The organism is Pilimelia anulata, assembly GCF_014647895.1.
Lineage (GTDB): Bacteria > Actinomycetota > Actinomycetes > Mycobacteriales > Micromonosporaceae > Pilimelia > Pilimelia anulata.
Genome location: NZ_BMQB01000001.1, coordinates 721,188 through 745,605, shown reverse-complemented (window position 1 = coordinate 745,605; position 24,418 = coordinate 721,188). Strand labels below are relative to the sequence as shown.

At 76.2% G+C, this 24,418-nt stretch carries 24 protein-coding genes, 1 tRNA gene and 1 riboswitch; of the genes, 14 read left to right on the top strand and 11 right to left on the bottom strand.

The window, feature by feature from the left end; genetic code table 11:
• Nucleotides 1–103: 103 nt before the first annotated feature.
• Nucleotides 104–880 (top strand): GntR family transcriptional regulator, encoded by a 777-nt coding sequence (locus tag IEY94_RS03355; RefSeq protein WP_189168495.1) that lies wholly within the window; start codon nt 104–106, stop codon nt 878–880.
• Nucleotides 877–1,638, top strand: a complete 762-nt coding sequence (locus tag IEY94_RS03350; protein ID WP_189168494.1) for a sulfite exporter TauE/SafE family protein — start codon at nt 877–879, stop codon at nt 1,636–1,638. Before IEY94_RS03355 ends, IEY94_RS03350 begins: the two co-directional genes overlap by 4 nt.
• A gap of 71 nt (nt 1,639–1,709) precedes the next feature.
• On the opposite strand, the gene IEY94_RS03345 is transcribed toward IEY94_RS03350, so the two are convergent.
• A complete protein-coding gene (locus tag IEY94_RS03345; protein ID WP_189168493.1) occupies nt 1,710–3,488 on the bottom strand; it encodes a S8 family peptidase in 1,779 nt (592 codons plus the stop codon).
• Between the two features lie 409 nt (nt 3,489–3,897).
• Nucleotides 3,898–3,975, top strand: a riboswitch (adenosylcobalamin (AdoCbl) riboswitch).
• 51 nt (nt 3,976–4,026) lie between these two features.
• Between IEY94_RS03345 and IEY94_RS03340 the strand changes: the two genes are divergently transcribed.
• The 5 genes from IEY94_RS03340 (at nt 4,027) to IEY94_RS03320 (ending at nt 7,373) form a co-directional block, all read left to right on the top strand.
• Complete coding sequence (locus IEY94_RS03340; protein WP_189168492.1) at nt 4,027–4,221, top strand: CbtB domain-containing protein; 195 nt, start codon at nt 4,027–4,029, stop codon at nt 4,219–4,221.
• Between the two features lie 19 nt (nt 4,222–4,240).
• Nucleotides 4,241–5,002, top strand: a complete 762-nt coding sequence (locus tag IEY94_RS03335; protein WP_189168491.1) for a CbtA family protein — start codon at nt 4,241–4,243, stop codon at nt 5,000–5,002.
• Nucleotides 5,003–5,009: 7 nt separating this feature from the next.
• Nucleotides 5,010–5,570 (top strand): histidine phosphatase family protein, encoded by a 561-nt coding sequence (locus tag IEY94_RS03330; protein ID WP_189168490.1) that lies wholly within the window; start codon nt 5,010–5,012, stop codon nt 5,568–5,570.
• A 71-nt stretch (nt 5,571–5,641) separates the two neighbouring features.
• Nucleotides 5,642–6,373 carry a peptidylprolyl isomerase gene (locus tag IEY94_RS03325; protein ID WP_189168489.1) on the top strand — a complete coding sequence of 244 codons (732 nt, stop codon included), beginning with the start codon at nt 5,642–5,644 and terminating at the stop codon, nt 6,371–6,373.
• A gap of 109 nt (nt 6,374–6,482) precedes the next feature.
• Nucleotides 6,483–7,373, top strand: a complete 891-nt coding sequence (locus tag IEY94_RS03320; protein WP_229783270.1) for an NAD-dependent epimerase/dehydratase family protein — start codon at nt 6,483–6,485, stop codon at nt 7,371–7,373.
• A 103-nt stretch (nt 7,374–7,476) separates the two neighbouring features.
• On the opposite strand, the gene IEY94_RS03315 is transcribed toward IEY94_RS03320, so the two are convergent.
• Nucleotides 7,477–7,548, bottom strand: a tRNA-Val gene (locus IEY94_RS03315).
• 51 nt (nt 7,549–7,599) lie between these two features.
• The gene (locus IEY94_RS03310) at nt 7,600–7,959 is read right to left on the bottom strand and encodes a TIGR02611 family protein (RefSeq protein ID WP_229783322.1); all 360 of its coding nucleotides are present in this window, start codon (nt 7,957–7,959) and stop codon (nt 7,600–7,602) included.
• Between the two features lie 403 nt (nt 7,960–8,362).
• On the opposite strand from IEY94_RS03310, the gene IEY94_RS03305 reads away from it, so the two are divergent.
• From IEY94_RS03305 to IEY94_RS03285, 5 genes are all read left to right on the top strand, one after another.
• On the top strand, nt 8,363–8,794 hold the full coding sequence (locus IEY94_RS03305) for an SsgA family sporulation/cell division regulator (RefSeq protein WP_189168487.1): 432 nt from the start codon (nt 8,363–8,365) through the stop codon (nt 8,792–8,794).
• Nucleotides 8,795–8,930: 136 nt separating this feature from the next.
• Nucleotides 8,931–9,386: an RrF2 family transcriptional regulator gene (locus IEY94_RS03300; RefSeq protein WP_189168486.1), complete on the top strand. Its 456-nt coding sequence runs from the start codon at nt 8,931–8,933 to the stop codon at nt 9,384–9,386.
• Between the two features lie 73 nt (nt 9,387–9,459).
• A complete protein-coding gene (locus tag IEY94_RS03295) occupies nt 9,460–11,142 on the top strand; it encodes a hypothetical protein (protein ID WP_189168485.1) in 1,683 nt (560 codons plus the stop codon).
• A 297-nt stretch (nt 11,143–11,439) separates the two neighbouring features.
• Entirely contained in the window at nt 11,440–12,942 is a 1,503-nt protein-coding gene (zwf, locus tag IEY94_RS03290) for a glucose-6-phosphate dehydrogenase (RefSeq protein WP_189168484.1), read from the top strand.
• Nucleotides 12,943–13,361: 419 nt separating this feature from the next.
• Nucleotides 13,362–13,751 (top strand): hypothetical protein, encoded by a 390-nt coding sequence (locus tag IEY94_RS03285; RefSeq protein ID WP_189168483.1) that lies wholly within the window; start codon nt 13,362–13,364, stop codon nt 13,749–13,751.
• A gap of 188 nt (nt 13,752–13,939) precedes the next feature.
• Here the strand turns inward: IEY94_RS03285 and IEY94_RS03280 are convergent, their stop codons facing one another.
• The 3 genes from IEY94_RS03280 to IEY94_RS03270 all read right to left on the bottom strand — a co-directional run bounded on the left by IEY94_RS03280 (nt 13,940) and on the right by IEY94_RS03270 (nt 15,445).
• Nucleotides 13,940–14,308, bottom strand: a complete 369-nt coding sequence (locus IEY94_RS03280) for an ArsC/Spx/MgsR family protein (RefSeq protein ID WP_189168482.1) — start codon at nt 14,306–14,308, stop codon at nt 13,940–13,942.
• Nucleotides 14,309–14,373: 65 nt separating this feature from the next.
• A complete protein-coding gene (locus IEY94_RS03275) occupies nt 14,374–14,895 on the bottom strand; it encodes a DUF6879 family protein (RefSeq protein ID WP_189168481.1) in 522 nt (173 codons plus the stop codon).
• A gap of 154 nt (nt 14,896–15,049) precedes the next feature.
• On the bottom strand, nt 15,050–15,445 hold the full coding sequence (locus IEY94_RS03270) for a VOC family protein (RefSeq protein ID WP_189168480.1): 396 nt from the start codon (nt 15,443–15,445) through the stop codon (nt 15,050–15,052).
• 69 nt (nt 15,446–15,514) lie between these two features.
• Here IEY94_RS03270 and IEY94_RS03265 point away from each other — a divergent pair, with 69 nt between their 5' ends.
• A complete protein-coding gene (locus tag IEY94_RS03265) occupies nt 15,515–15,724 on the top strand; it encodes a hypothetical protein (RefSeq protein ID WP_189168479.1) in 210 nt (69 codons plus the stop codon).
• 3 nt (nt 15,725–15,727) lie between these two features.
• On the opposite strand, the gene IEY94_RS03260 is transcribed toward IEY94_RS03265, so the two are convergent.
• The 4 genes from IEY94_RS03260 to IEY94_RS03245 all read right to left on the bottom strand — a co-directional run bounded on the left by IEY94_RS03260 (nt 15,728) and on the right by IEY94_RS03245 (nt 20,548).
• Nucleotides 15,728–15,898 (bottom strand): hypothetical protein, encoded by a 171-nt coding sequence (locus IEY94_RS03260; protein ID WP_189168478.1) that lies wholly within the window; start codon nt 15,896–15,898, stop codon nt 15,728–15,730.
• A 91-nt stretch (nt 15,899–15,989) separates the two neighbouring features.
• Nucleotides 15,990–18,524, bottom strand: coding sequence for a polynucleotide kinase-phosphatase (locus IEY94_RS03255; RefSeq protein WP_189168477.1), 2,535 nt, complete (start codon nt 18,522–18,524; stop codon nt 15,990–15,992).
• A complete protein-coding gene (locus tag IEY94_RS03250) occupies nt 18,521–20,029 on the bottom strand; it encodes a 3' terminal RNA ribose 2'-O-methyltransferase Hen1 (RefSeq protein WP_189168476.1) in 1,509 nt (502 codons plus the stop codon). Before IEY94_RS03250 ends, IEY94_RS03255 begins: the two co-directional genes overlap by 4 nt.
• A 96-nt stretch (nt 20,030–20,125) precedes the next feature.
• The gene (locus IEY94_RS03245; RefSeq protein WP_189168475.1) at nt 20,126–20,548 is read right to left on the bottom strand and encodes a DUF1801 domain-containing protein; all 423 of its coding nucleotides are present in this window, start codon (nt 20,546–20,548) and stop codon (nt 20,126–20,128) included.
• Between the two features lie 388 nt (nt 20,549–20,936).
• Between IEY94_RS03245 and IEY94_RS03240 the strand changes: the two genes are divergently transcribed.
• Complete coding sequence (locus IEY94_RS03240) at nt 20,937–22,457, top strand: M4 family metallopeptidase (RefSeq protein ID WP_189168474.1); 1,521 nt, start codon at nt 20,937–20,939, stop codon at nt 22,455–22,457.
• Between the two features lie 88 nt (nt 22,458–22,545).
• On the opposite strand, the gene IEY94_RS03235 is transcribed toward IEY94_RS03240, so the two are convergent.
• The gene (locus IEY94_RS03235; RefSeq protein WP_189168473.1) at nt 22,546–24,357 is read right to left on the bottom strand and encodes a protein-arginine deiminase family protein; all 1,812 of its coding nucleotides are present in this window, start codon (nt 24,355–24,357) and stop codon (nt 22,546–22,548) included.
• Nucleotides 24,358–24,418 lie beyond the last annotated feature (61 nt).

Here is a 24,418-nt window from a genome sequence, read left to right as displayed (position 1 = left end):
GCGCCGTTCGTGGCCGGGTGCGCGGTCCGGGGGGTACCGGTCGGCCCGCCCGTTCCGGCCGACCGGACTTGGCAGGGTGTGCGGATGTCCGTACATTTGAGGGGTGACCAGCCCCCCGCCGGGCGCGCGCCCGGTCGACCGCGACAGCGCACTCCCCCTCTGGGCCCAGGTTCACGACGACCTGGCCCGCCGGCTCACCGCCGGCGAGTTCGACGGCGCCTTCCCGGGCGAGTTCGCCCTGGTCCAGCAGTACGGCGTCAGCCGGCACACCATCCGCGAGGCGCTGCGCCGGCTGCGCAGCGACGGCCGCGTCGTCGCCGGCCGGGGCCGCCCGTCCCGCCCGGCGCCGCGGGAGATCGACCAGCCGCTGGACCGGCTGTACAGCCTGTTCGCCGCCGTCGAGGCGGTCGGGCAGCGGCAGCACAGCATCGTCCGGGCGCTGGACCTGCGCACCGACGAGATCGCCGCCGCCCACCTCGGGCTGGCGCCCCGGGCGGCCCTGGTCTACCTCGAACGGGTCCGGCTCGCCGACGGCGAGCCGCTGGCCTTCGACCGGGCGTGGCTGCCGGCGACCATCGCCGTCGGGCTGCTGGACGCCGACTTCACCCACACCGCCCTGTACGACGAGCTGGCCGGCACCTGCGGCCACGAGATCACCGGCGGCCGGGAGCAGTACCGGGCCGCCGTGCCCACCGCCGCCGAGCGATGTCTGCTCGGGCTGGACGAGACGGTCGCCGTCTTCACGATCGACCGGCTCGCCCGCAGCGGGGAGCAGGCGGTCGAGTGGCGGCACACCGTCGTCCGGGGCGACCGGTTCACGGTCAGCGCCGAGTTCACCGCCCGGGCCGGGTACCGCTTCCCGGCGGCGGTGCCGGCGTGAGCGCCGTCCTGGTCCTCGCCGTCGGCGCGCTGATCGGCGCGGTACTCGGCGGCCTCGGCGGCGGCGGGGCCGTGCTGACCGTGCCGGCGCTGCTGTACCTGGTCGGCCAGAACGCCCGCGAGGCGGTCACCGGCAGCCTCATCGTGGTCGGCCTGACCGCGACGATCGTGCTGCTGCCGCAGGCCCGGTCCCGGCAGGTGTGCTGGCGCTCGGGCGGGGTGCTGGCCGCGTCCGGCGCCGGGACCGCCGCCCTCGGCTCGCTGGTCAGCCCGCTGATCCCGCCGCGGGTCGAGCTGCTCGCGCTGGCCGTCGTCATGATCGCCTGCGGGGTCGGGCTGCTGACCCGCCGGCGCGTCCCGGCCGAGCCCGCCGGCGCGCTGCCCACCGGCGGCTGGCCGCTGGCCCGCACGATCGCCGTCGGCGCGGGCGTCGGCTTCCTCACCGGGCTGCTGGGCGTCGGCGGGGGCTTCCTGATCGTCCCGGCGCTGGTCCTGGTCCTGCGGATGCCGATCCGCCGGGCCACCGGCACGTCGCTGCTGGTCACGGCCGTGAACTGCATCGCCGCGCTGATCCCCCGGCTGACCGACGCGCAGCCGGACTGGCCGGTGCTGCTGCCGTTCACGATCGCGGCGATCGCCGGGTCGCTGGTCGGGGTGAAGCTGGCCCGCCGGGCCTCGGGGCCGATGCTGTCGCGTGCGTTCGCCGCGCTGGTCCTGGCCGTCGCCGGCTTCACCGCCGTGCACACCCTCGCCACCTGACCCCGGCGGCGCCGGGGCGACGGCGGTGGGGCGGCGCCGCCCTGCGCGGCACCGCCCCGGGGAAGGGTGGGTCAGTGGACGATCCGGAGGTGGTCGACGCCCGCCTCGACGACGTTGTCCGCGCCGCCGTCCGCGGCCTCGACCAGCAGCCGGATCCGCTGCCCGCCGTACGGATGCAGGCTCAGCGTGCTGTCGGTCCAGGCCGCCTCGATCTGCCGGGTGGTGCCGGCGCGCTCGAGCAGCGGGGTGACGACGCCGGTGGCGGAGACCACGCTCACCCGCAGCCGGTCGCCCGCGTCGGCCGCCCCGGCGTGGGCGAGGTACCAGGACAGCGACAGCGCCGGCCGCCCGCCGCCGGGCACGGCGATCAGCGGGGACAGCGCGCTGGTGCCGCCGCCGTCCACGTCGGAGTCCTCGGCCCGGCCGCCGCGCGGGTCGGTGACCAGGGCCCGGCTGCCGTTGGCGGCGATGCCGGGCTGCATGACGGCGCCGTTGACGGTGGTCTGCGCCGCGGTGCCGCGCAGCCACTGGCCGCCGGTGGCCGTGTCGGTGCCGTACGGGTCGCGCTGCCAGCCCGACTCGATCTCGAAGTCCTCGGTCCAGACGGGGTTGACGCCGGTGACGGGCTCGGCGTAGACGAGGCGGTTGGGGGTGCCGAGGGCACCGTGGATGGCGTCCCGGGTGGCGCTGTTCAGCAGCTCGCTCTTGAGGCTCGGCGGGCTGAGCGTGGCGCTGCTCAGCTCGCGGGCCACCCAGCCGGTCACGTGCGCCGCGGCCAGCGAGGTGCCGGACCAGCCCAGCGCGATCGCCGTCGGGCTGGCGTGGCTGGCGGTGTTGATGTCGGCGCCGGGGGCGAACAGGTCGACGCAGCGGCCGTACCCGGAGAAGGCGGCCCGGGTGTCGGTCCGGTCGCTGGCGCCGACGACGATGCCGGTCGCCGAGCCCGGCGAGTCGTTGCAGGCGTCCTGCGCGACCGCGTTGGCGCTGAATACGATCGGCAGGCCGTCGGCGATCAGCCGAGCGGCGGCCGCCCGGGCGGTGTACCCGTAGCCCTGCAGGCCGATGCTCACCACGGCCCGCTCGCGCGGCACGCCGGCGAGCCAGTCCAGCGCCTCCAGGAGCTGCGCGTCGGTGCCGGTGCCCGCGCAGCCGAGGACCCGGACGGAGTGCAGGCGCGCCTTCTTCGCCACGCCGAACCGCTGGCCGCCGATCACGCTGGCCACCGCGGTGCCGTGCCCGTGGCAGTCGTTGACCCCGCGGCCGTCGCGGGTGGCGTCGTACCGGCCGTCGACCCGGCCCTCGAAGTCCGCGTGGTCGGCGCGGATACCGGAGTCGACGACGTAGACGTCCGTGTTCTCGCCGGCCGCGCCGTACCGGTACCGGCGGTCCAGCGGCAGCCGCCGCTGGTCGAGCCGGTCCAGCCCCCACGACGGCGGGTCGCTCTGGGTGCCGCGCCCGGTGCGGGGCGCGGCGGTCCCGCCGGTCGCGGGGCCGGGTCGGGCCGCCGCGGCCGTCGCGGCGACGGGCTCGACCCACGCCACCGCGGCGTCGTGGCGGACCGCGGCCAGCGCCGCCGGCGCCAGCGTCGCGGTGAAGCCGTGGAGCAGCCGCTCGTAGCGCTGGTGCACGTCGCCGCCGGCTCGCTCGGCCGCGCGGGCGACCCGCGCGGTGGCGCCGGCGGCGCGGGTGTCGTCCTTGAGGACGACGTGGTACCGGTCCGCGACGATCCGCCCGGCTGGCCCGCGCAACGGTGCCGGATCGGCGGCGGCGCTCGCGGGCGCGGGCGTCAACGCCCCCGCACCGATGATCGCGACCACGGCGGCCACCCCGATCCCTGCTGTCCTACGCACGTCGGATTCCTTTCGTGACGATCGATCAGCGCTTGATCGATCACAGTGGATATCGACACATGCAAATGACTCTACGCAATCACTCGATTGCGGTCCGTCATCATGAGGGACCTTCGCACACGTCCGCCCGATTGCTTGATGGGCCTAAAAGACAGCCGGGGGTGGCTGATCGGCTTTTCGCCATCCGCTGTTCGGCGGAGTGTGTGCACGCCAACGGGTGAATGGGCGGGCCGGCCTGTGAGCCTTCACACCCGGGGTGGGAAACCGGTCGGCCGCGTACCGGTCGCCGGATCGCCACCGGCCCGACGCCGCCGCGACGCCCGCGGCCGGGGCCGGTCCGCGGCGCGCCCGGTCCGGTTGACCGCCGTTCGGCGCGGCGGCTACGGTCAGCTCACCCCGCTGCGGCGACGCGGAGGAAACCGGTGCAACTCCGGTACGGTCGCGCCACTGTGACCCGGCCCCCCGGCCGGGAAGTCAGGACTACCGCCCGCCGCGCTGAATCCGGGACGCGTCATCCCACTTCGGAGGTAGGCCACATATGTCCGTCCAGACCACCGGCGCCGCCGCCGGCATCCCCGCGCGCGTGCTCGTCGCCGCGCTCGCGGTCGTCGCCGGCGCGCTCCTGCTCGCGTACCTCGTCGCGTTCGACAACGGCGCCGTCTCGCGCAGCGGCCTGTTCCTGCACGAGCTGATGCACGACGGCCGGCACCTGCTCGGCGTCCCCTGCCACTAGTACCGGGGACGGAGAGCACATGAACGGATTCCTCCGCATCCTGCTGCGCGGCCTCCTGGCCGGGCTCATCGGCGGCCTGCTGGCCGGCACGTTCGCGTACGCCGTCGGCGAGCCGGCCGTGGACCGCGCGATCGCCATCGAGGAGGCCAAGGCCGCCGCCGAGCCGGCGCCGGCCGACGGGCACACCCACGACGAGGAGGCGCTGGTCAGCCGCGCCGGGCAGAAGGGCGGCCTGTTCCTGGCCACCGCGCTGTTCGGGGTGGCGATGGGCGGCCTGCTCGCCACCGCGTACACGCTGCTGCGCCGCCGGCTGCGGCTCGCCGCCGACGGGCGGGCGGCGCTCGCCCTGGCCGGGGCGGCGTTCCTCGGGCTGGTCCTCGTCCCGGCGGTCAAGTACCCGGCCAACCCGCCGGCGGTCGGCGACCCCGAGACGATCACCCAGCGGACGATCGCCTGGCTGCTGCTCGTCGTCCTCGGCCTGCTCGCCGTCTGGGCGGGCGTGGCCGCGTACCGGGCGGTGCGCGGCACCGAGGCGCTGCGCGCGGCCGCGGCGGTCGGCGCGTTCGTCGCCACCGTCGCCGCGGCGTACGCCGTGCTGCCCCGGGTCGACGAGGTGCCGGCCGACTTCCCGGCCACGCTGATCTGGTCCTTCCGGCTCACCGCCGTCGGCACCCAGCTCGTCCTGTGGACGGGCCTGGGGCTGGCCTTCGCGGCGCTGGCCGAGCGGGCCGCCCGCCGGTCCCCGGCCGCCGCGCCGGCGCCCGCGCCCGCCGCGGTGTGAGCGGCCGGTGACCGAACTGCGGCTCGTGGCGCACGCCGCCACGGCCGCGCTCCGCGCCGCCCGCTGCGGCGCCGGCGAGGACGACCTGGACCCGGCCGGGCGCGCCGCCGCCGTGGCCCTGCCGGCCGCGGCGCTGCGCCGCCCGGACCGGGTCTGGACGTCCCCGGCGCCAGCGGCGCGGCAGACCGCCGCGGCGCTGGGCCACCCCGGCGCCGTACCGGAGGCGGCCCTCGCCGACCGCGGCTGGGGGCGCTGGCACGGGACCGCGCCCGCCGACCTGCCGGTGGCCGAGCTGGCCGCCTGGGTCGCCGACCCGGCGCAGGCCCCGCCCGGCGGCGAGCCGCTGGCAGCGCTGCGCGCCCGGGTCGACGCCTGGCTGGCCGGCCGGGCCGAGGAGCCGGGCCGGGCCGCCGCCGTCACCCACCCCGCCGTCGTCCGGGCGGCGCTGCTCGCGGCGCTCGGGCTGCCCGACGCCGCCTTCGCCCGGCTGGACGTGGCGCCGCTGTCGATCACGGTGCTGCGCCGTCGCGGTACGCGGTGGGCGCTGTACCTGCCGCCCGCGCATTGACCCCGACGGATCGGTGTAGTAGACCCCTCTTCGACCGTACGGCGAGGCACATCGATCCCCCGGAGGATTCCATGCGGGTTGAGCAGCGGACAGCACGAGCACTGGCGGCGACCGCCGCGGGAGCGCTGCTGGCGACGGCGGCCCTGACCACCCTCGGCGCACCGGCGAGCGCCGCCCCCGCGGACCGGACCGGCCCGGCCGGCGCCGGCATCTGCGGCTTCACCAAGACCGACGAGACCCCGTCCCGGCCGGTGGCGATCCCGGACGACACCCGGCTGCCGTCCACCGGTACCGCGACCGTGCGGATCACCACCCCGCACGGTCCGGCGACGCTGACCCTGGACCGGGCGAAGGCGCCGTGCGCGGCGTTCAACTTCGCGCACCTGGCGAAGGCGAAGTTCTACGACGACACGCGCTGTCACCGGCTCACGGCGTACCCGACGCTGAGCGTGCTCCAGTGCGGCGACCCGTCCGGCACGGGCGAGGGCTCGCCGGGCTACTCGTTCAAGGACGAGCTGCCCACCGACCTGCCGGGCCAGCCGGGCGACACCACGGGCAAGCGCCGGCTGTACGCCCGCGGCGTGCTCGCCATGGCCAACGCCGGCCCGGACACCAACGGCAGCCAGTTCTTCCTCGTCTACAAGGACTCGTACCTCCAGCCCAACTACACGATCTTCGGACGGGTCGAGGACGACGCGCTCAAGCTGCTCGACGGCGTGGCCGCGGGCGGGGTGGAGGGCGGCGGCACCGACGGCGCACCGGCGATCCCGGCGGAGCTGACCACGGTGACCGTCGAGGGCTGACCCACCCGACCACCGCACCGGCGGCGGGGCGCGGCGCGCGCGTCACCCTCCGTCGCCGGTGCGGTAGAGTCGGCGGGCTCTCGGACCGTCAGCGAAAGGGCCCAGCGCGGTGCGTACGACCATTCTGGTGACCGGCGGCGCCGGCTTCGTCGGCAGCAACCTCATCCGGCACCTGGTGGCCGACGACCCGGCCGCGGCGATCATCTCGGTGGACAACTACTTCACCGGGACCGCGGACAACCACGTCGACGACGCGCGGGTGACGTACCTCAACGCGAGCACGATCGACCTGGACAAGGTCTGGCAGGACCGCGGCCTGCCGTCCCCGGCGGTGGTCTACCACCTGGGCGAGTACTCCCGGATCGTGCAGTCGTTCGCCGAGGGCGACCTGACGTGGGAGTACAACATGCGCGGCACCAAGGAGGTCGTGCACTTCGCGCACCGGCACGGGTCCAAGCTCGTCTACGCCGGGTCCAGCTCGAAGTTCGGCAACGACGGCGCGGACGAGAACCTCAACCCGTACGCGTGGACCAAGGCCAAGAACGTGGAGTACATCCGCAACTACGCGGACTGGTACGGCCTGGAGCACGCGATCACGTACTTCTACAACGTGTACGGCCCCGGCCAGATCACCGAGGGCAAGTACGCGACGGTGATCGGGATCTTCGAGCGGCAGTACCTGGCCGGCGAGCCGCTGACGGTCGTCTCCCCCGGCACCCAGACGCGCGATTTCACCCATATCGATGACATCGTCGCCGGGGTGATCCGCTGCGCCCGCGACGGCAGCGGCGACGGGTACATGCTCGGCACCGGCCGGGAGTGGCCGATCATCGAGGTGGCGCGGATGTTCGGCGCCCCGACGGCCCTGCTGCCGGCGCTGCCGGGCGAGCGGACCCGCGGCCGGGCCGACACCACCCGGGCGCGCGCGCTGGGCTGGGCGCCGACCCGGGAGCTGCCGGCGTACATCGAGGCGTTCCGCGCGGCGCACCCGCTCGGCTGAGCCGGGCGGCCCCCGCCCCAGCGGCCGATCCGGTCCGCCGGACGACCCCCCACAATGGCGAAGGCCCCGCGTGAGCGGGGCCTTGACCTGCTGTTTCGTGCGGTGGGCGATACTGGGATCGAACCAGTGACCTCTCCGGTGTGAACGGAGTGCTCTCCCGCTGAGCTAATCGCCCGCAACGGGACATGACTGTACCGGATGCCGCCGGGGGTCCCGCGCCCCGGGGTCAGTGGGTGGTGACGTACCGCCAGACGTCGGCGACGACGTCGATGCCGAGCCCGTACCGCAGCGACAGCACCGTGACGGCGGCGACGAAGGCGAGCCCGGCGGCCCCGAGCAGCAGCCGGACCGGCAGCGACCGGCCGGTCGCCCACCGGGTCCAGAGCTGGACCCGGTGCCGGGTGTACCGGAGCAGGTGCTTGGCCCAGACGAACTCCACCGCCCAGATGGCGAGCCCCAGCAGCACCAGCGCCCAGCCGGGCCCGGGCAGCGGGATGAGCACCAGCCCCACGGCCACGACCAGGGCGCCGAGCAGGGCGATCGCGACCCGGAACGCCACCCGGCCGGTCGGGTGGGCCCGGATCACGGCGAGGGTGGCGGCGACCCGGAGGCGGAGCCGGGCCCACGGGCCCGCGGGGGCACTAACTCCACGTAATTGGTCTTTATCGGACAAAGTCACCCAATACGGTTACGCTTCGATGCGGTCACTAATTCGCCTCGCAGTCGCATTTGGCCCGTCACTAACCATGACGGCCGCACGTTACCGGAGTGAGTCGACGTACGGGTCAGGCCCGACGCCGGGCCACCTCTGCCTGCGATGGCAGAACAGCGCAGTATATCCGTAAATAGGGTGTTCCGCGGCAACACAATGTCCGCCTTCCCCCTACCGGGTGAGATCGGGGCATGGCTGAGCGTAACGACAGCTATCACCTGAGTATGGGAATCGCGGGGTTGAGCTGCCCCGCCGCGGTGCCGGGGGGAGTTCGTCCATGAGTGCCATTCGACCCACAACCGTTGAGGTTGAAACGTCGCTTCGGCTCGTCGCGCCTGATGCCACCGCGCTGCCGGTGCGCGCCAGTCTCCGCTACGACCCAGCCGATCCGTACGCCGTTCATGTCCTGTTCCACGCCGAGTCCGCCGGCGGGGAGGCCGTGAGCTGGTCCTTCGCCCGCGAGTTGCTGATGACCGGGCTCGACGAGCCCGCCGGCATCGGCGACGTCCGGGTGTGGCCCTGGGCCACGCCGCGCGGCGACTTCGTCGCGCTCGCGCTGTCGTCACCCGACGGCAACGCCCTGTTCGAGGTACCGCGCAGCGTGCTCGTCCGATTCCTGCGCCGTACCTACGTCGTCGTCGCCCGCGGCCGGGAGACCGACCACCTGGACGTCGACGCCGCGGTGAACCGCCTGCTCGCCGGGCGCTGACGGCACCGGGACAGCTCACCCGACCCGAACCGGGTCCGCTCCACGGGAGCGGGCCCGGCGCACTATGGACGCTGCCCGCCGGGCGATCCCGGCACCCGCCCCCGCCCGAACGTAACCATTCGGCATGATGGGGGACGTGCAAATATCAGCGCGCGGTGACTATGCGGTGCGGGCGGCCCTGAGTCTCGCCGCCGCCCACCCCCATCTGCTCCCCGCCCACGCCATCGCGCAACAACAGGCGCTGCCGTACAAATTCCTGGAGGCGGTGCTCGCGGACCTGCGGCGCGCCGGCCTCGTCCGCTCCCAGCGCGGCGCCGACGGCGGCTACGCGCTCGCCTCCGCTCCGGAGGACGTGACCGTCGGCCAGCTCCTGCGGGCCGTGGACGGGCCGCTCGCCGAGGTCCGCGGCGTCCGTCCGGAGGAGACCAGCTACGACGGCAGCGCCGAGCACCTGCCGACGCTGTGGGTCGCCGTCCGGGCGGCCGTCCGCGACGTGGTCGACCACGTCAGCCTCGCCCAGCTCATCTCCGGCCGGATGCCGGCCAGGGTGCGCAAGCTCACCACCCAGCCGGACGCCTGGCAGCCGCGCTGACCGGACGCCGGGGCCGCTCCCCCGGCACCGGTCGGCCTTGTCGCGGCCCTCGGCGAGCGACCACTATGGGTGCGTGACGGGGAACGTGGACGCGGACGGATGCCCGGCCGGGCCCGCCGCCGCACCCGACGCCGCCGGCGACCCGCCGGCGGCCGCTGGCGCGCGAGATGAACCGGCGGCTGTCGCCGCGCGCGACGAGCTGGAGCGCGTGCTGTCCGACCCGGCCACCGGGCCGGACGCCCTCATCGACGCCGCCGACCGGTACGCCGCCCTGCTCACCGCCGCGGGCCAGCCCGGCTTCGCCTGCGCCTGGGCCCGGTACGCCGGCGACGTAGCGGCGCAGGAGGGCGGGCCGGCGGACCCGCGGCGGGTCCGGTGCGCGACGACGCTGGCCGAGGCGCTGCACGCGGACGGGCGGCGGGCGGCGGCGATCCGCCAGTACGAGGCGGTCGTGGCGGCGCTGACGGCCCGGCACGGGGCGGGCGCGGCGGAGACGGCGGCGGCGGTCGAGCGCCTGGCGGCGGTGCGCGCGAACCCACCGAGCGGCGACGCCCGCGAACCCGATTCCGATGTGCCCGGGTCGGGTCCGGCGGCGGGTGGGCCGGTTCCCGCGGTGGTTCCGCCCGCTTCGGTCGTCGGCGAGCCCCGCCCGGACAGGACCGGCCCCGCCCCGGACGGGCCATGGGTGGGTCCGGTGGCCGGGGGTGCGGCGGCCACGGGCGCCGATTCGCGGGCCGCCGGGTCGTCGACCGGCTCGAAGCCACCGCCGAAACCCTCGCCGTCGCGGGTGGCCGATCGGGGTACCGATGCGTCCGGCACCGGGGTGAGCCCGCGGTCGGCGCCGGCCGGTGGCGGGTGGAACGGCCCGGATCCGGCGGGCGTCGGGGCGCACGGCGGACCGCTGCGGGAGCCCGGTCCGCCCGCACTCGCCGGCCGGGTCGAGGTCGATGTGGCCGAACCGGACAGCGGGGGCGACGCGCGCCTGTACGTCCCGCCCGGCTACCCGCTTCCCCGCCGGCCCGGCGACGCCGCTCCTCCCCCGGCGGCTCATACCCCCGCGGTGCCGTTGGCCGGACCGTCCGGTGTCGGCGCGCTGCCGCCCGGCCCCCGCTCCCCCGTTGCCCCGGTGCGGCGCATGACCGTCGACGACGCCCCGGACCCGTACAGCGGGTGGCGCAGCGGCGGGAGCGCGCGGCTGCGGACGCCGCTGCTGTACGGCGGTGTCGCCCTGGTCGCCGCCGCGCTCGGCGCGGGCGCCGTGCACTACCTCGACCGCTCGCCCCCGCCCGGCTCGGCCGTCCCGACGGCGGGTACGCCGGGCGCTGGCGCCTCCCCGGTCAGCGGCGCCCCGACCGGGAACGCGCCGGCGGGCACCGGGGCTCCCTCCGGGCGGCCCGGCAGCGGAACTCCGGGTGCCGGCGGGCCGGGTACCGGCGGGCCGGGAGCCGGGTCGCCGAACGCCGGTACCGCGGTGCCCGGTGCGGCGCTGCCGCCGCCCGGCGGGGTGCGGCTCGTGGACCGGGCCGACAGCGTGCTCCTGACCTGGTCGTACCCGACCGGCGCGCAGGGACCGGTGCTGGTCGCCGGCGGGCGGCGCGGCGGGCCCAGCGCGCCGTTCGGCTCCCTGCCGCCGGGCGCCACCCGCTACACGGTGCACGGCCTGCGCCCCGGCACCGGCTACTGCTTCACGATCGCCGTCGTCTACGCGACCGACGCCATCTCCCCCGCCGCCCCCGTCTGCACCCGCCGCCGCTGACCCCGGCCGAGCCCCCATCAAGAGCTGAGACACCTCTCAGCGCCCTCACGAGGTCTCTCCCACCATGATCACCAACGGCGCCGCGGGCGCGCCGGCAGCGCGGGGCCCGGGGGTGCGGGGGCCGGCGGCGCGGACGGTGGCGGCGGCACCCGCGAAGGGCAGGGGGTTCGCGGGCGCCGGGCTGAAAGGGCAGGTTCGGGAGGGCCGGCGGCGCGGGGTGCGTGGGGGCGGGCGGGGAGGCTGGTCCGTAGCGCGCGACCGCGCCCGGCCGGACCGGAGCCCGGATAGTCTCGGGCCATGACCGCCGCTGACGCCTCCCTCCCCGCGTTCGCCGACGACCGCAGCGCCCCGCCGGCCACCCTCGTGATCTTCGGCGCGTCCGGCGACCTGACCCGGCGCAAGCTGGTCCCCGCCGTGCTCAACCTCGCCCGGCACAAGCGGCTGGACAAGCGGTTCGCCGTGGTCGGGGTGGCCCGGTCGGCCCTGGACGACCCCGGGTTCGCCGCCCGCGCCTTCGACGGCGCCGACCTGTCGGCGCTGCCGCCGCTGCACCAGGGCATCCGGTACGTCAGCGGCGGCTACGACGACCCGGCGACGTACCGGAGGCTGGCCGGCGTGCTGGCCGACCTCGACGAGCAGCGCGGGACCGCCGGCAGCCGGCTGTTCTACCTGGCCACGCCGCCGCAGGCGTTCCCGAAGATCATCAACGGGCTGGCCGGGGCGGGCCTGAACGCCGAGGCGCCGGGGGCGTTCGCCCGAGTCGTGATCGAGAAGCCGTACGGGCACCACGAGGCCAGCGCCCGGCAGCTCGACGCGACCGTGCACGCCGCGTTCGACGAGTCCCGGGTGTTCCGGATCGACCACTACCTGGGCAAGAACACCGTGCAGAACGTCCTCGCCCTGCGCTTCGCCAACTCGATCTTCCAGCCGATCTGGAACCGCTCCTGGGTCGACCACGTGCAGATCACCGTGGCCGAGACGCTCGGCGTCGGGACCCGGGGCAGCTTCTACGAGCACGCCGGCGCGATGCGCGACATCGTGCAGAACCACGTCCTGCAGGTGCTCGCGCTCGCGCTGATGGAGCCGCCGGCGTCGTTCTCGGCCGAGTCGATCCGCAACGAGAAGGTCAAGCTGCTCCAGTCGATCCGGCTGCCCACGGCCGCCGACATCGACGAGATCGCCGTGCGCGGCCAGTACACCCGCGGCGGCACCCGGTTCGAGCTGATGCCCGGCTACCGCGAGGAGGAGGGCGTCGACCCGCTGTCGCGGACCGAGACGTACTCCGCGCTGCGCCTCGACGTGGAGAACTGGCGCTGGGCCGGCGTCCCGTTCTACGTCCGCACCGGCAAGCGGATGCCCAGCCGGGTGACCGAGGTCGTGCTCCAGTTCCAGCGCCCGCCGCACCTGCCGATCGCCGCGGCGCAGGTGCAGGAGATGGAGCCGGACGCGCTGATCCTGCGGATCCAGCCCGACGAGGGGATCACCCTGCGGTTCGGCGCGAAGGTGCCCGGCCACGCGTTCCGGGTCCGCTCGGCGTCGATGGACTTCTCGTACGGCGACACGTTCCGCGAGGAGTCCCCGGAGGCGTACGAGCGGCTGCTGCTCGACGCGCTGGTCGGCGACCCGACGCTGTTCATCCGCTCGGACGAGGTCGCCCAGTGCTGGCGCATCGTGGACCCGATCATCAGCCGTTGGGCGGATGACGACCGACCCATTCCGACGTACGAGGCCGCCTCCTGGGGTCCGACCGACGCCGATCGGCTCATCGCCCGGGCGGGCCGCACCTGGCGGAATTCCTGAGGACACCCGCGGTTCGCATTGGCTTTCCGTCGGCGTCCCATCCGGACGGTCGTGCGAGCGGGGTCACACCGATTCCGGCCGCCCTGTGGCAGCGCTCTCAATCGGCCCAACATAGCGGCTCTGACCTGCGGAAACGCGGAACCGGACCGGCGGATCGACAACTGTCGCTCGTGTGAGCTGCGCCGCTCGGGATCGGGCCCGGAATCGCGCCACCAGGGTAAATCGATCGCCACCGCTGGATACCGATAATCGACGCCGCCCCCCTCCATCGTGGATTGCACTATGGTTCCCCATGGCTGGTTCACCCGGACGGGTGAATAACACAACGGCCACCGGAGAAATGGGACTCCGGTAACGGGGAATTTCCGTGCCCGCCGCGCTCGCGGCGGTCATCGCAATCGTCTTGGGGAGGACGAACCATGAAGGTCGCCACGATGGTCCAGTCGCTCGTCGCCGGGGCCGTCGCCGCCACCGCCGCCGTCGCGGTGCCGGCTCCCGCCGCCGCCACGGTCGTGCAGGAGTCGCCGCTCGGCACCCGCAGCTCGCACACCCGCACCGAGGCGCTCGGCGACGCCGGCCGCGCCGCCGGCCTGTGGGTGACGTACGACATCCACGCCGGCATCGCCGGCCACATCCTGCTGGTCAACCACGCCCCGGCCAGCGGCCTGCGCCAGTCCTGGACCCACCTGTACACCGCGCCGCGCGGCACCGAGTGCGCCGACACCGGCCGGGCCGGCCTGGACAACCGGGTCTGGCTGAGCTTCAGCTGCGTCGGCAACGCCGGCGGCGACCACCTGTTCGTCCGCTGACCCCACCCCCTCCGCCGCCCGCGTCACCCGACGCCGGGCGGCGGACGCGTTCCCGCCCGGAATAGGTGGATGCGTTCCCGCGCGGGAGTCCCCGCGGGCCGCGAGCGCGCCGCCGACCACTCGTGCGGCGGGCGGTGCCGGCTCCCGCTGCGCCCCGGGGGTCGCCCGGCGGGCGTCGCACCCGCGTGTCAGCGGGTGCGGCGGATCGCCTCGGCGATCGCCCCCGGCGTGCGGGCCACGACCGCGCCGCCGTCGTCGGTGAGCAGGATCGGCCGCTGGATCAGCTCCGGGTGCGCCGCCATCGCCTCGATCCACCCCGGTACGTCGGCCGGCGTCCGGCCCCGGGCGGCCAGGCCCAGCTCGGCGGCGACCGGCTCGCCGAGCCGGCAGACGTCCCACGGTCGCACGCCGAGCCGATCCAGTACCGCGGCCAGCTCGGCCGGGGTGGGCGGCGCGTCGAGGTACGGCCGCAGCGCCACCGGCACCCCGGCGGCGGCCAGCTCGGTGCGCGCGGCGGCGCACTTCGAGCAGGCCGGGTTGTCCCACATCTCGACCATCCGGCACCCCCCTGTCCCGGCCACCGTACCGGGCGACGATCCGGCCGCGCCGGGACCCGGCCGGGCTAGCCGGCGACGGCGGCGCCGGTCAGGCCGGCGCCCAACACCCAGCACTCCTCGAACGCCGCCGCGCACGCGCGGACCACCCCCGGCTCCGTGGTGAGCAGCCGGGACAGCAGCCGCCCGTCGCCGTCGAAGTCGAGCAGGACGACGCTGCTGCCGTCCAGCAGGTAGTAGTCGGTCGCCGGCAGCCGGTGGCCCAGCACCGCGCGCCGGGGCAGCCAGCGGGTCGCCTCGCCGGCCTCGATGATCGGCGCGATCATCGAGCGGATCCAGCGGTGGTACTCGCTCAGCGGCTCCGAGACGACCTTGAGGCGGCGCAGGCTGCGGCCGCGGCCGGCGAGCCGGGCGAGCATCGCGGCGTAGTCGGCGTAGTACGACGGGTCGGTGGGCGCGCCGCGGCGCCAGCGGCGGATCTCGGCGAGGTCGTCGGGGGCGCCGTACGAGTCGCGCTGCTCGAAGTGGGCCCAGGACGACCGGATGCCGGTGAGCAGGTCGACGAACGCGTCGCGGGACAGTTCGCGCACTACGCCCGCCCGCACGGGGGCGCCGGGGTCGACGGGTCCACGATCCTGCCTCCACACCTTGACGATGGCGACCGTTCACATTCGATCACGCGTCGCGGCGATGTCGACAGTTCGGTCGGCAACCCGTCAAGGTCACCCGCGCCGGGCGGGCGGGTCAGGTGCGCGGGGCGCCGCCGTACGTGCCGAAGCCCCACAGGTTGCCCTCCGGGTCGCGGGCGATGAAGTCGCGGGAGCCGTGGTCGGTGTCGTGCACGGCCCGCACGATCGTGGCGCCGGCGGCGACCGCCCTGGCGTACAGGGCGTCCGGGTCGGCGGTGACCAGGTACGTGCCGGCCGAGCCCGGCGGCAGCGGCCACGGGTCGTCCGGGCCGCCGCGGGCGCTGCCGAGCATGACCCCGCCGCCGGGCGGCCAGGCCAGCTCGGCGTGGTCGACGCGGTCGCCCTCGCCGTACACGACGGCCTCGGTGAAGCCGAACGCGGCGGTGAGGAAGGCGATCAGGGCGCGGGCGTCGGCGGCGCGCAGCGCGGGCCAGACGTGGGTGTCGCTCATGGCTCCCAGTCTCGTACCGCGCCCGGCCGCGCGGGGCGGCGCGCGGAAATCCGGCTCCTCGAACAGCGCATGGACGTCACCGATGGGATTGCCCTGGTCGCCGCGGACCCCGCCGACGCGGCCGCCGAGCCGCGCGACCGGGTCGAGGTGGTGGACGCGCTGCCGACCAACCGGTACGGCGTCGGGCTGGTCCGCGCCGGCGCCGGCTGGGCCGTGCGGGCGACACGGATCGAGAACGTCCGCCACGCCGGCGACCCGGCGGCGGTCCTCACCCGCTGAGGGTCACCAGCGCCGGCGGCGGTAGTGCCCGTGGCCGCGGGCGCGGGCGGACAGGTGGCGCTCGGCCGCGCGCAGCAGGCCGCCCACCGCCGGGTGCCCGCCGCGCCGGTACGCGGCCCGCTGCAACCTGCCGGCGAGCGCCGACAGCAGCAATCGCTTGATGAACCCACCCACTCCGTACCTCCCGGTCCGCGGCTGCCGCCCAGGCTAGGCCACGCCGCCCGGGGCCGGCTGTGTCCCGGCTGCGGATATCCCGGGAACGGGGTCACAGGCGCGGGTCGACCGGCTCGGACTCGGCGGCCAGTACGGCGAAGACCGGCTCGTGCACCCGCCAGAGCGGCTCGCCGGCGGCCAGCCGGTCCAGCGCCGCCAGGCCCAACTTGTGCTCGCGCAGCGCCAGGCCGCGCTTGCGGCCGAGGTTGCGGTCGCGGCGGGCGGCGAGGCGGTCCGGCTCGGTGTAGTCGGGGCCGTAGATCAGCCGCAGGTACTCCCGGCCGCGGCACTTGATCCCCGGCTGGTGCAGCCGGCCGCGCGCGTCGGCGGCGGCCGGGCCGGCGTACGGCTTGACCACCATGCCCTCGCCCCCGGCGGCGGTGAGGTCGGTCCACCAGTCGGTCGCGGCGGCGACGGAGGCGGGGTCGCCGGTGTCCGCGACCAGGCGGCGGGTCGGGGTGAACCGGCCCGGGTCGGCCGCGACGAGCCGGTCGGCGACCGCCAGGTGCCAGCCGTGGTCCCGGTCGGTGTGCGCGCCGGCGGCGCTGGCCAGCAGCGCGAACGGCGCCAGTGTCACCCCGTCCAGCCCGGCGGTCGGCCGGACGTACGCCCGGTACGCGGCGGTGTACCGGTCCACGTGCTCGCGCCGGGCGGCCAGCCGGCCGCGCAGGTCGGCGACGTCGAGCCCGCGGGCCGCGGCGGCGTCGAGCAGGTCCAGGGCCGCGGGCAGGGCGGCCCGGCCGGCGGCGGCGACGTTGGCGAACCGGGTCCGGATCAGCTCGCCGGCCTTCGCCGACCAGGGCAGCAGCTCGCCGTCGAGCAGCAGCCAGTCGCCGTGCTCGGCGAACAGCCCGGCCTTCTCGGCGGCGGTCCGGGCGTCGGCCAGCAGCGCGGCGTTGGCCGCGGGGTCGGCGAAGAACGGCCGGCCGGTCCGGGTCCAGACCGCTCCCCCGCCCTCGCCGAACCGGCCGGGCGGGGCGTCGGCGTCGCGGTGGACCAGCAGTACCGCGCGCGAGCCCATGTGCTTCTCCTCGCAGACCACCCGCGCGACGCCGGCCCGGCGGTAGTCGTCGAGGGCCTGCTGGGGGTGCTCCAGGTACCCGTCGACCGTGGCGCTCGACGACGGCGCCATCGTCGGCGGCAGCCAGACCAGCCAGCGCGGGTCGATCGCGAACCGGCTCATCACCTCCAGCGCCGCGGCGGCGTTCTCGGCGGCGACCGTGACCGGCCCGTACCCGGTGTCGAGGTGCCGCCGCCCGGCGACGTCGGTGAGGTCGAGGGTGGTGGCGTCGCGCGCCGGCTCGGCCGGGCGCAGCGGCTTGACCGGGGCGTAGTACTCGCGCGCCGCCGGTACCGCGACCAGCTCCCGCTCCGGCCAGCGCAGCGCGGTCAGCGCGCCGCCGAAGACGCAGCCGGTGTCCAGGCACAGGGTGTTGTTGACCCACTCCGGTTCGGGCGTGGGGACGTGGCCGTAGACGACGGCGGCGGCGCCCCGGTACTCGTCCGCCCACGGGTAGCGGACGGGCAGCCCGTACTCGTCGGTCTCGCCGGTGGTCTCGCCGTACAGGGCGAACGCGCGGACCCGGGCCGACGCCCGCCCGTGGTACGCCTCCTTCAGCCCGGCGTGCGCGACCACCAGCCGGCCGCCGTCGAGGACGTAGTGGCTGATCAGCCCGTCGATGAAGGCGGCCACGCCGGCGGTGAACCCCGGCGGCTCGGCGTCGAGCTGCGCCAGCGTCTCGGCGAGCCCGTGGCTGACCGTCACGCCGCGGCCGCGCAGCTTGCGCAGCAGCTTCTGCTCGTGGTTGCCCGGCACGCACAGCGCGTGCCCCGCGGCCACCATCCCCATGACCAGCCGCAGCACGCCGGGCGAGTCGGGCCCGCGGTCGACCAGGTCGCCGACGAACACCGCCGTGCGCCCCTGCGGGTGCGCGGCGTCGACCGGCCGCCCCGCCTCGTCGAACGCGACCCGCCAGCCCAGCCGCTCCAGCAGCGCCACCAGCTCGGCGCGGCAGCCGTGCACGTCGCCGACGACGTCGAACGGGCCGGTCAGGTCGCGCCGGTCGTTGTACAGCCGCTGCCGCTCGATCCGCGCGGCGTCGACCCCCTCGACGCCGCGCAGCAGGTGCACGGTCCGGAAGCCCTCCCGGCCCAGCCCGCGCACGGACCGGCGCAGGTCGCGGTCCATCCGGGCGATGACGGCCCGGCCGATGTCCCGGTCCGGGCGGGCCCGGGTGCGCTCCCAGCAGACCCCCTCCGGTACGTCCAGCACGATCGCCACCGGCAGCACGTCGTGCTCGCGCGCCACCCGGACCAGCGCGGCCCGCGCGTGCGCCTGCACGTTCGTCGCGTCGACCACGGTGAGCCGGCCCAGCCGCAGCCGGTGCCCGGCGACGTGGTGCAGCGCGTCGAACGCCGCGGCCGACACCGACTGGTCGTTCTCGTCGTCGCCGACCATCAGCCGGAACGCGTCGGACGACAGCACCTCGCTCGGCGCGAAGTGCCGGCGGGCGAAGGTCGACTTGCCCGAGCCGGACGCGCCGACGAGCACGACGAGGGCGAGTTCGGGGATCTCCAGGGCGGTCACGCGGCGGCTCCCGGGGTCGGCGCGTCGGCGGCGGTGAAGAGGGCGAGTTGGGTCGGCGGGCCGAGGTCGGGGTCCGCCGGGCCGACCGGTTCGATCCGGCAGCGGTAGCCGTACCGGCGCGCCACCGCATCGGCCCACTCGGCGAACTGCGGCCGGGTCCACTCGAACCGGTGGTCCGGGTGCCGGAACGCGCCCGCGGCCAGGCCGGGGTAGCGCACGTTGTACTCCGCGTTCGGCGTCGTCACCACCACCGTCGCCGGCCGGGCGTCGCCGAACACCGCCGCCGCCAGCGCCGGCAGCCGCGGCGGGTCCACGTGCTCGACCACCTCCATCAGCACCGCCGCGTCGTACCCGCGCAGCCGCTCGTCGCGGTAGGTCAGCGCCGACTGGAGCAGCGTCACCCGCCCGCGCTGCCGCTCCGGCACCCGGTCCGGGTGCAGCCGCCGGTGCGCCCGCTCCAGCTCGCGCACCGACACGTCGGTGCCGGTGATCCGGGTGAACTCCGGATGCGCCACGAGGTCCGCGATGAGCGCGCCCGACCCGCAGCCCAGGTCCAGCACCGACCCGCCGCCGGCCGCGCGCAGGGCGGCGACGACCGCGGCCCGCCGCTGGGGCGCGAGCGGGACCGGCACCGGTACGGCGAGGTCCTCGTCGGCCGCGGCCTCGTCGGCGGGGTCGGCGACCGCGTCGGGGTCGCCGGCCGGCTCGGCGAGCCGCTCGCCGGCGAGCACGGCCAGCGCCGCCTGCCGGCCGGCCTCGTCGAGCTGCGCCAGCGCCGCCGTGGTCAGGCCGCGCGAGTGCGCCAGGTACCGGCCGGCGATCAGCTCCCGCTCCGGGTGCGCGGCGAGCCAGCCGGTGCCGGCCCGCAGCAGCTTGTCCACCTCGGCCGGCGACACCCAGTAGTGCTTGGCGTCGTCGAGGACGGGCAGCAGGACGTACAGGTGGTTCAGCGCGTCGGCGAGCCGCAGCGCGCCGGTCAGCCGCAGCGCCACGTACCGGCTGTCGCCCCAGCCGGGCACCCGCTCGTCCAGCGGCAGCGCGGTCGCCTCGACCGCCCAGCCCAGCGGGCCGAAGAGCTGTGCGGCTGCCGCGGCGCCGCCCCGGCAGCGCAGCACCGGCACGGTGATCTCCAGGTCCAGCGGCGCGGCGGCCCGCTCGGGGCGGTCCCGCGACTCGCCGCGCAGGGCCGACCGGAACACCCGGTTCAGGGCACCGGCGAGCAGGCTGGACGCCGCGTACGACCGGTCGTTGACGTACCGGCCGAGGGCGAACCCGTCGGGCATCGCCGGCCCGCGCCCGCCCTCGCGCCGGCCGCCGGCGGCGAGCCGGTCCTCGTCGACCTCCAGCAGCAGGGCGGCGGTGCAGCGGTCCGCGCCGGCCTCGGGGAAGAGGACGTGCGCGGTGCCGTACGCGAGGTCGAACCGGTGCGCGCGGTCCGGGTGCTTGACGAGCAGGTAGCCGAGGTCGGTGGCCGGGGCGGACGTGGTGGAGATGGTGAGCAGCACGGATCCGATCGTCCCGGGCCGATGCCCCGCCCCGCAGCCCGTTTCCGGCCGCCCGGGCCGGCGGAGCCTCGGTCCGGCAGCGCCCGCGTGCGTGCGTTACGTCGTGATCGTCGTGCCGTCGAGGTGGCGGAAGCTCGTCGCGACCAGTTCGCGCAGGACCGCGTCGTCGACGGCCGCGAGCCGCTTCAGGTACAGGCACGACCGGCCGGTCGTGTGCGGGCCGAGGCGGGCCAGCAGCTCGCGGTGGGCGTCGAGGCCGTCGGCGAGGTACAGGGTCAGGGCCTGCTTGCGCGGGGCGAAGCCGACCGCCGGCCAGTCGCCCTCCCGGCCGGACGCGTACCGGTAGCGGTACGCGCCGAAGCCGACGATGCCCGGCCCCCACATCCGCGGTTCGGCGCCGGTCACCTCGGCCATCAGCGCGCACACGGCGACCGCCTCGGCCCGCCGCCGCGGATCGGCCACGGCTGCCAGGAACTCCTCGACCGACGCCCCGGTCGGTACCGTCTTCGCCTCACCCACCCCCCCAGCCTAGGCGCCGCCGGGCCGCGGATCGCCGGTCGGCGGGGCGGCAGGCCGCCGTACTCCCTGATCTCGGCGGCCCAGGCGTCCGCCGCTGCCCGCCGGCGCCAGCGCCGTCGGGGTCCGGCTCCGCGCCCGCCGGCCGACGGATGTAGGGCACCACCGGCTGCCCTTCCGACACCCGGAGGTGGATCGGCGGGCGGCCGGGGACAACGATCCCGGTAGACATTTCCCGTCCCCACCGGCCGCGCGGCGGACCCCCGGATACCCCCGCCCGGGATCGATCCCGCCCCGGTCGCGCCGGCGTCCACCGCGCCGGTACCGATCGGGGGCTGTCGCTCGCCGGAGCCGCGGCCCCGGCGGGACCCACCCCCCAAAGGAGTCCCCCATGAAACGCACTGTCGCCGCGGGCGCGGCGGTCGTCGTCGCCGGCGCCGTCGCCCTCGCCGCCCCCGCCGGCCCGGCCGCCGCCGCGGCGCCGCGGGCCGCGCCGGCGCTGCTCGCCGCGGCCGCCGCCGACCGGCTGATCGCCGGCGATCCCGATGCGCTGCACCTGTCCCCGTACGACAGCGTCGAGCAGCGGTCCGTCGTCGCTGCCGGCGGGCTGGAGAACGTCGCGTACGAGCGGACGCACCGCGGCCTGCGGGTCCTCGGCGGCGACTTCGTCGTCGTGACCGACCGTGCGGGCACGGTGCTCAGCACGTGGGTCGCCCAGCGGGCCGAGCTGGCGCTGGCCACGACCCGGGCGGCCGTGCCCGCCGCGCGGGCCGTCCGGGTGGCCCGGGCCCGGCTCGGTACCGTGCGCCGCGTCGCCGCCCCGGCGCTGGTCGTGGTCGCCGACGGCGCCGGCCGGCTGGCGTACGAGCTGGAGATCGAGGGCGTCGACCGGGCCGGCGACCCCGCCCGGCTGCACGTCGTGGTCGACGCGCGGACCGGCCGGGTCATCGAGGACCGGACCTGGAACGAGGTCGTGCACGCCACCGGCCACGGCGGCTACTACGGCAAGCAGGACCTCGGCGCCCTGTCGGCCGGGCGGCTGGTCGACCCGACCCGGCCGGGCCTGCAGTGCGGCGGGCAGAACGGCTCGCCGTTCACCAGCTCCACCGACAGCTACGGCAGCGGCGGCGGGGCCGACCTGCCGTCCGGCTGCGCCGACGCGATGTACTCCGCGCAGCAGGAGTGGAACATGCTCCGGGAGTGGACCGGCCGCAACGGCTTCACCGGTACCGGCCGCGGCTTCCCGGCCCGGGTCGGGCTGAACCAGGCCAACGCGTTCTGGAACGGCAGCTACACCAGCTACGGCCGCTCCTCGGACGGCAAGCGGCAGATGACCAACATGGACATCGTCGGCCACGAGTACGGGCACGCGATCTTCGCGAACACGCCCGGCAGCGGCGGTGGCGGCGGTGAGGTCGGCGCGATGAGCGAGTCGGCCGGCGACATCCTCGGCAACGTCACCGAGTTCTACGCCAACCACCCGGGGGACAAGCCGGACTACGAGGTCGGCGAGCTGACGAACTTCTTCGGCAGCGGCCCGATCCGGTACATGTACGACCCGGCGAAGCGCGGCGACCCGAACTGCATGTGGACCGGCGGGCCGCCGGAGGTGCACAAGGGCGCCGGCGTACAGAACCACTGGTTCTACCTGCTGGCCGAGGGCTCGAACCCGACCAACGGCCAGCCGACGTCGCCGACCTGCAACAGCAGCACGGTGACGGGGATCGGGGTGCAGAAGGCAGCCAAGATCTTCGTCGCGACGCTGTCCCGCAAGACGTCCGGCTGGAGTCACGCCCGGGCCCGCGCCGCCTCGGTGGCCGCGGCCCGGGAGCTGTTCCCCGGCGGCGTGGAGTGTCGGACGACCCGGGCGGCCTGGGACGCCGTCTCGGTCCGGGGCAGCGACTCGTGCTAGGGCCGGGGCCGGGGCACGCGGCCGCGGGTCGGTGAACGCCGGGGGCGTCCGGGGTGTCGTGCAGGCACGCCGGGCGCCCCCGGGCCGGCTACCACCACCGGGCCGGGATGTCGCGCAGCGAGTTGGTGGCGCAGTGCACCTCGCCCTTGCCGACGTGGTACGTGGTGTAGTCGTCGACGTACTCGGCCGTCAGGCCCACCGCGGCGTAGGCGGCCGTGACGGCGTCCGCGAGCAGGTCCCTGCCGCCGACGACCGGGCCCCACTGCTTCGCGACGATGACCCGGTTCGGCGGCAGCACGATCGAGTTGATCGCCGCCGGCAGCAGCGCCCCCATCGAGCCGCGGCGCAGCGCCCGGTCCCGCTCGGCCGGCGTCATCCCGGCCAGCCGCTCGCGCAGCCCGGGCGTGGCGGCGAGCAGCCGGTCCCGGGCCGCCGCGGCGCCGGGCCCGCCGGCGGCGCGGCCGCTCTCCGTCCGGTACAGCGTCGGGATGCGGACGATCTCCGCCTCGGTGAGCCCGGCCGCGGCGGTGACCGTCGCCAGGTTGGCGTCGATCTTCTTCGCGGCCGTCTCCTGGTCGGCGAGCAGCCGCTTGTCGGCGAGGAAGCCGGCGATGGTCATACGGCGGAAGTCGCGGTGCGAGGACAGCGGCGCGCTGCCGTTGCCGGCGTCGGCCGCGCGGCGCAGCAGGGCGACGGCGCCGCGCGGGTCGGCGACGGCGTACCGCCAGCCGCGGGGCGTGCTCGCCGGCAGGAACTGCATGAACTCGTCCACGTGGCCGACGGTCAGCCAGCCGGTGTCCAGGATCAGCGGCGCCTGCGCGCCCTGCGCGGCGAGCACCCGGCGGGTGACCGCCGACGGGCCGGACCCGCCGGGGTCCTCGCCGAGCACGAGCCGCCCGGCCGGGTACCCGCGGTCGTCGGCCCGGTACGGCGGCATGGTCTCCAGGTTGCCGAACGAGTTGAACGTGTCCGGCCGCCGGGCCGTCCCGCCGGGGAGCTTCACCACGCCGACGCCGGGCCCGCGCAGCGGGTAGAGCTGGAGCTGCGCGTCCCGGTCCTGGTCGGAGCGCATCAGCAGGCGCAGCGACTGCGGCCCGTCGGGCGCCGGGACGCTGGCGTACATCGGCTCGAACCAGTCCTGCGCCCAGATGTCCCCGCCGCCGAGGATCCGGACCGGGTCGGGCACCCCGGCGCTGCCGGAGGCCCGCTCCAGGTCGCGGCGGAAGGCGGGGAAGTCGCCGCCGCTCGACGGCGCCGCGACGAGCTGCCGGGTCGGCTGGACGTGGGTGTGGGCGAGCATCGGCGCGACCCGCAGGGCGACGGTGTCGGTGCCGCCGTCGCTGGTCGCGACGGTCACCCGGGCGGTGCCGTCCCAGGTTGCCGGGTCGCGCACGATGTCCCGGCCCTCCAGGCCGAGGACCAGGCCGGCGCGCAGCTCGTCGGCCGCGAAGGCGGTCGAGGCCGTGACCTCAGCCCAGGCCGTACCGCGGCGGGCGAACAGCCGGGCCCGGCTCGCGGCGGCGCCCTCGACCGTCACCCGGGCCGTGCTGCCGGCGGCGATCGACGGGGCCGGGACGGTCCGGATCGGGGCCAGGTCGCGGGCGTCCTCGTCGCCGTTGACGACCGCGTCGGCGGCGTCGGCGCACACCTGGTCGCGGCTGGCGCAGCGGCGGGCGTCGTCGTCGAGGTTGGGCAGGAACAGCGCGCCGCGGGTGGCGTCGGCCGTGGTCTTGCCGGCCTCGTCGGTGGTCCCGGTCAGGTCGACGGCACCGTCGCGGTCGGTGTCGGCGCGGATCACCACGGCGGGTGCCCGCCCGGCGGCCGCCGCCGGTACGGTCACGGGCAGCGCGGCCAGCGCCACGATCAGCGGCAGGGCCGGACGGACGGAGGTGCGGCGCATCGCGACTCCCGGGGGCGGGCCGCCGGGGGGATGGGGACGGCGGCTACCGGCGATCATAGGA

Coding starts and splice junctions, on each gene's coding strand:
- IEY94_RS03240 (WP_189168474.1), top strand. CDS start 20,937: ATGAAACGCACTGTCGCCGCGGGCGCGGCGGTCGTCGTCGCCGGCGCC.
- IEY94_RS03265 (WP_189168479.1), top strand. CDS start 15,515: ATGGACGTCACCGATGGGATTGCCCTGGTCGCCGCGGACCCCGCCGAC.
- IEY94_RS03270 (WP_189168480.1), bottom strand. CDS start 15,445: ATGAGCGACACCCACGTCTGGCCCGCGCTGCGCGCCGCCGACGCCCGC.
- IEY94_RS03280 (WP_189168482.1), bottom strand. CDS start 14,308: ATGGTCGAGATGTGGGACAACCCGGCCTGCTCGAAGTGCGCCGCCGCG.
- IEY94_RS03235 (WP_189168473.1), bottom strand. CDS start 24,357: ATGCGCCGCACCTCCGTCCGTCCGGCCCTGCCGCTGATCGTGGCGCTG.
- zwf (WP_189168484.1), top strand. CDS start 11,440: ATGACCGCCGCTGACGCCTCCCTCCCCGCGTTCGCCGACGACCGCAGC.
- IEY94_RS03340 (WP_189168492.1), top strand. CDS start 4,027: ATGTCCGTCCAGACCACCGGCGCCGCCGCCGGCATCCCCGCGCGCGTG.
- IEY94_RS03325 (WP_189168489.1), top strand. CDS start 5,642: ATGCGGGTTGAGCAGCGGACAGCACGAGCACTGGCGGCGACCGCCGCG.
- IEY94_RS03305 (WP_189168487.1), top strand. CDS start 8,363: ATGAGTGCCATTCGACCCACAACCGTTGAGGTTGAAACGTCGCTTCGG.
- IEY94_RS03285 (WP_189168483.1), top strand. CDS start 13,362: ATGAAGGTCGCCACGATGGTCCAGTCGCTCGTCGCCGGGGCCGTCGCC.
- IEY94_RS03335 (WP_189168491.1), top strand. CDS start 4,241: ATGAACGGATTCCTCCGCATCCTGCTGCGCGGCCTCCTGGCCGGGCTC.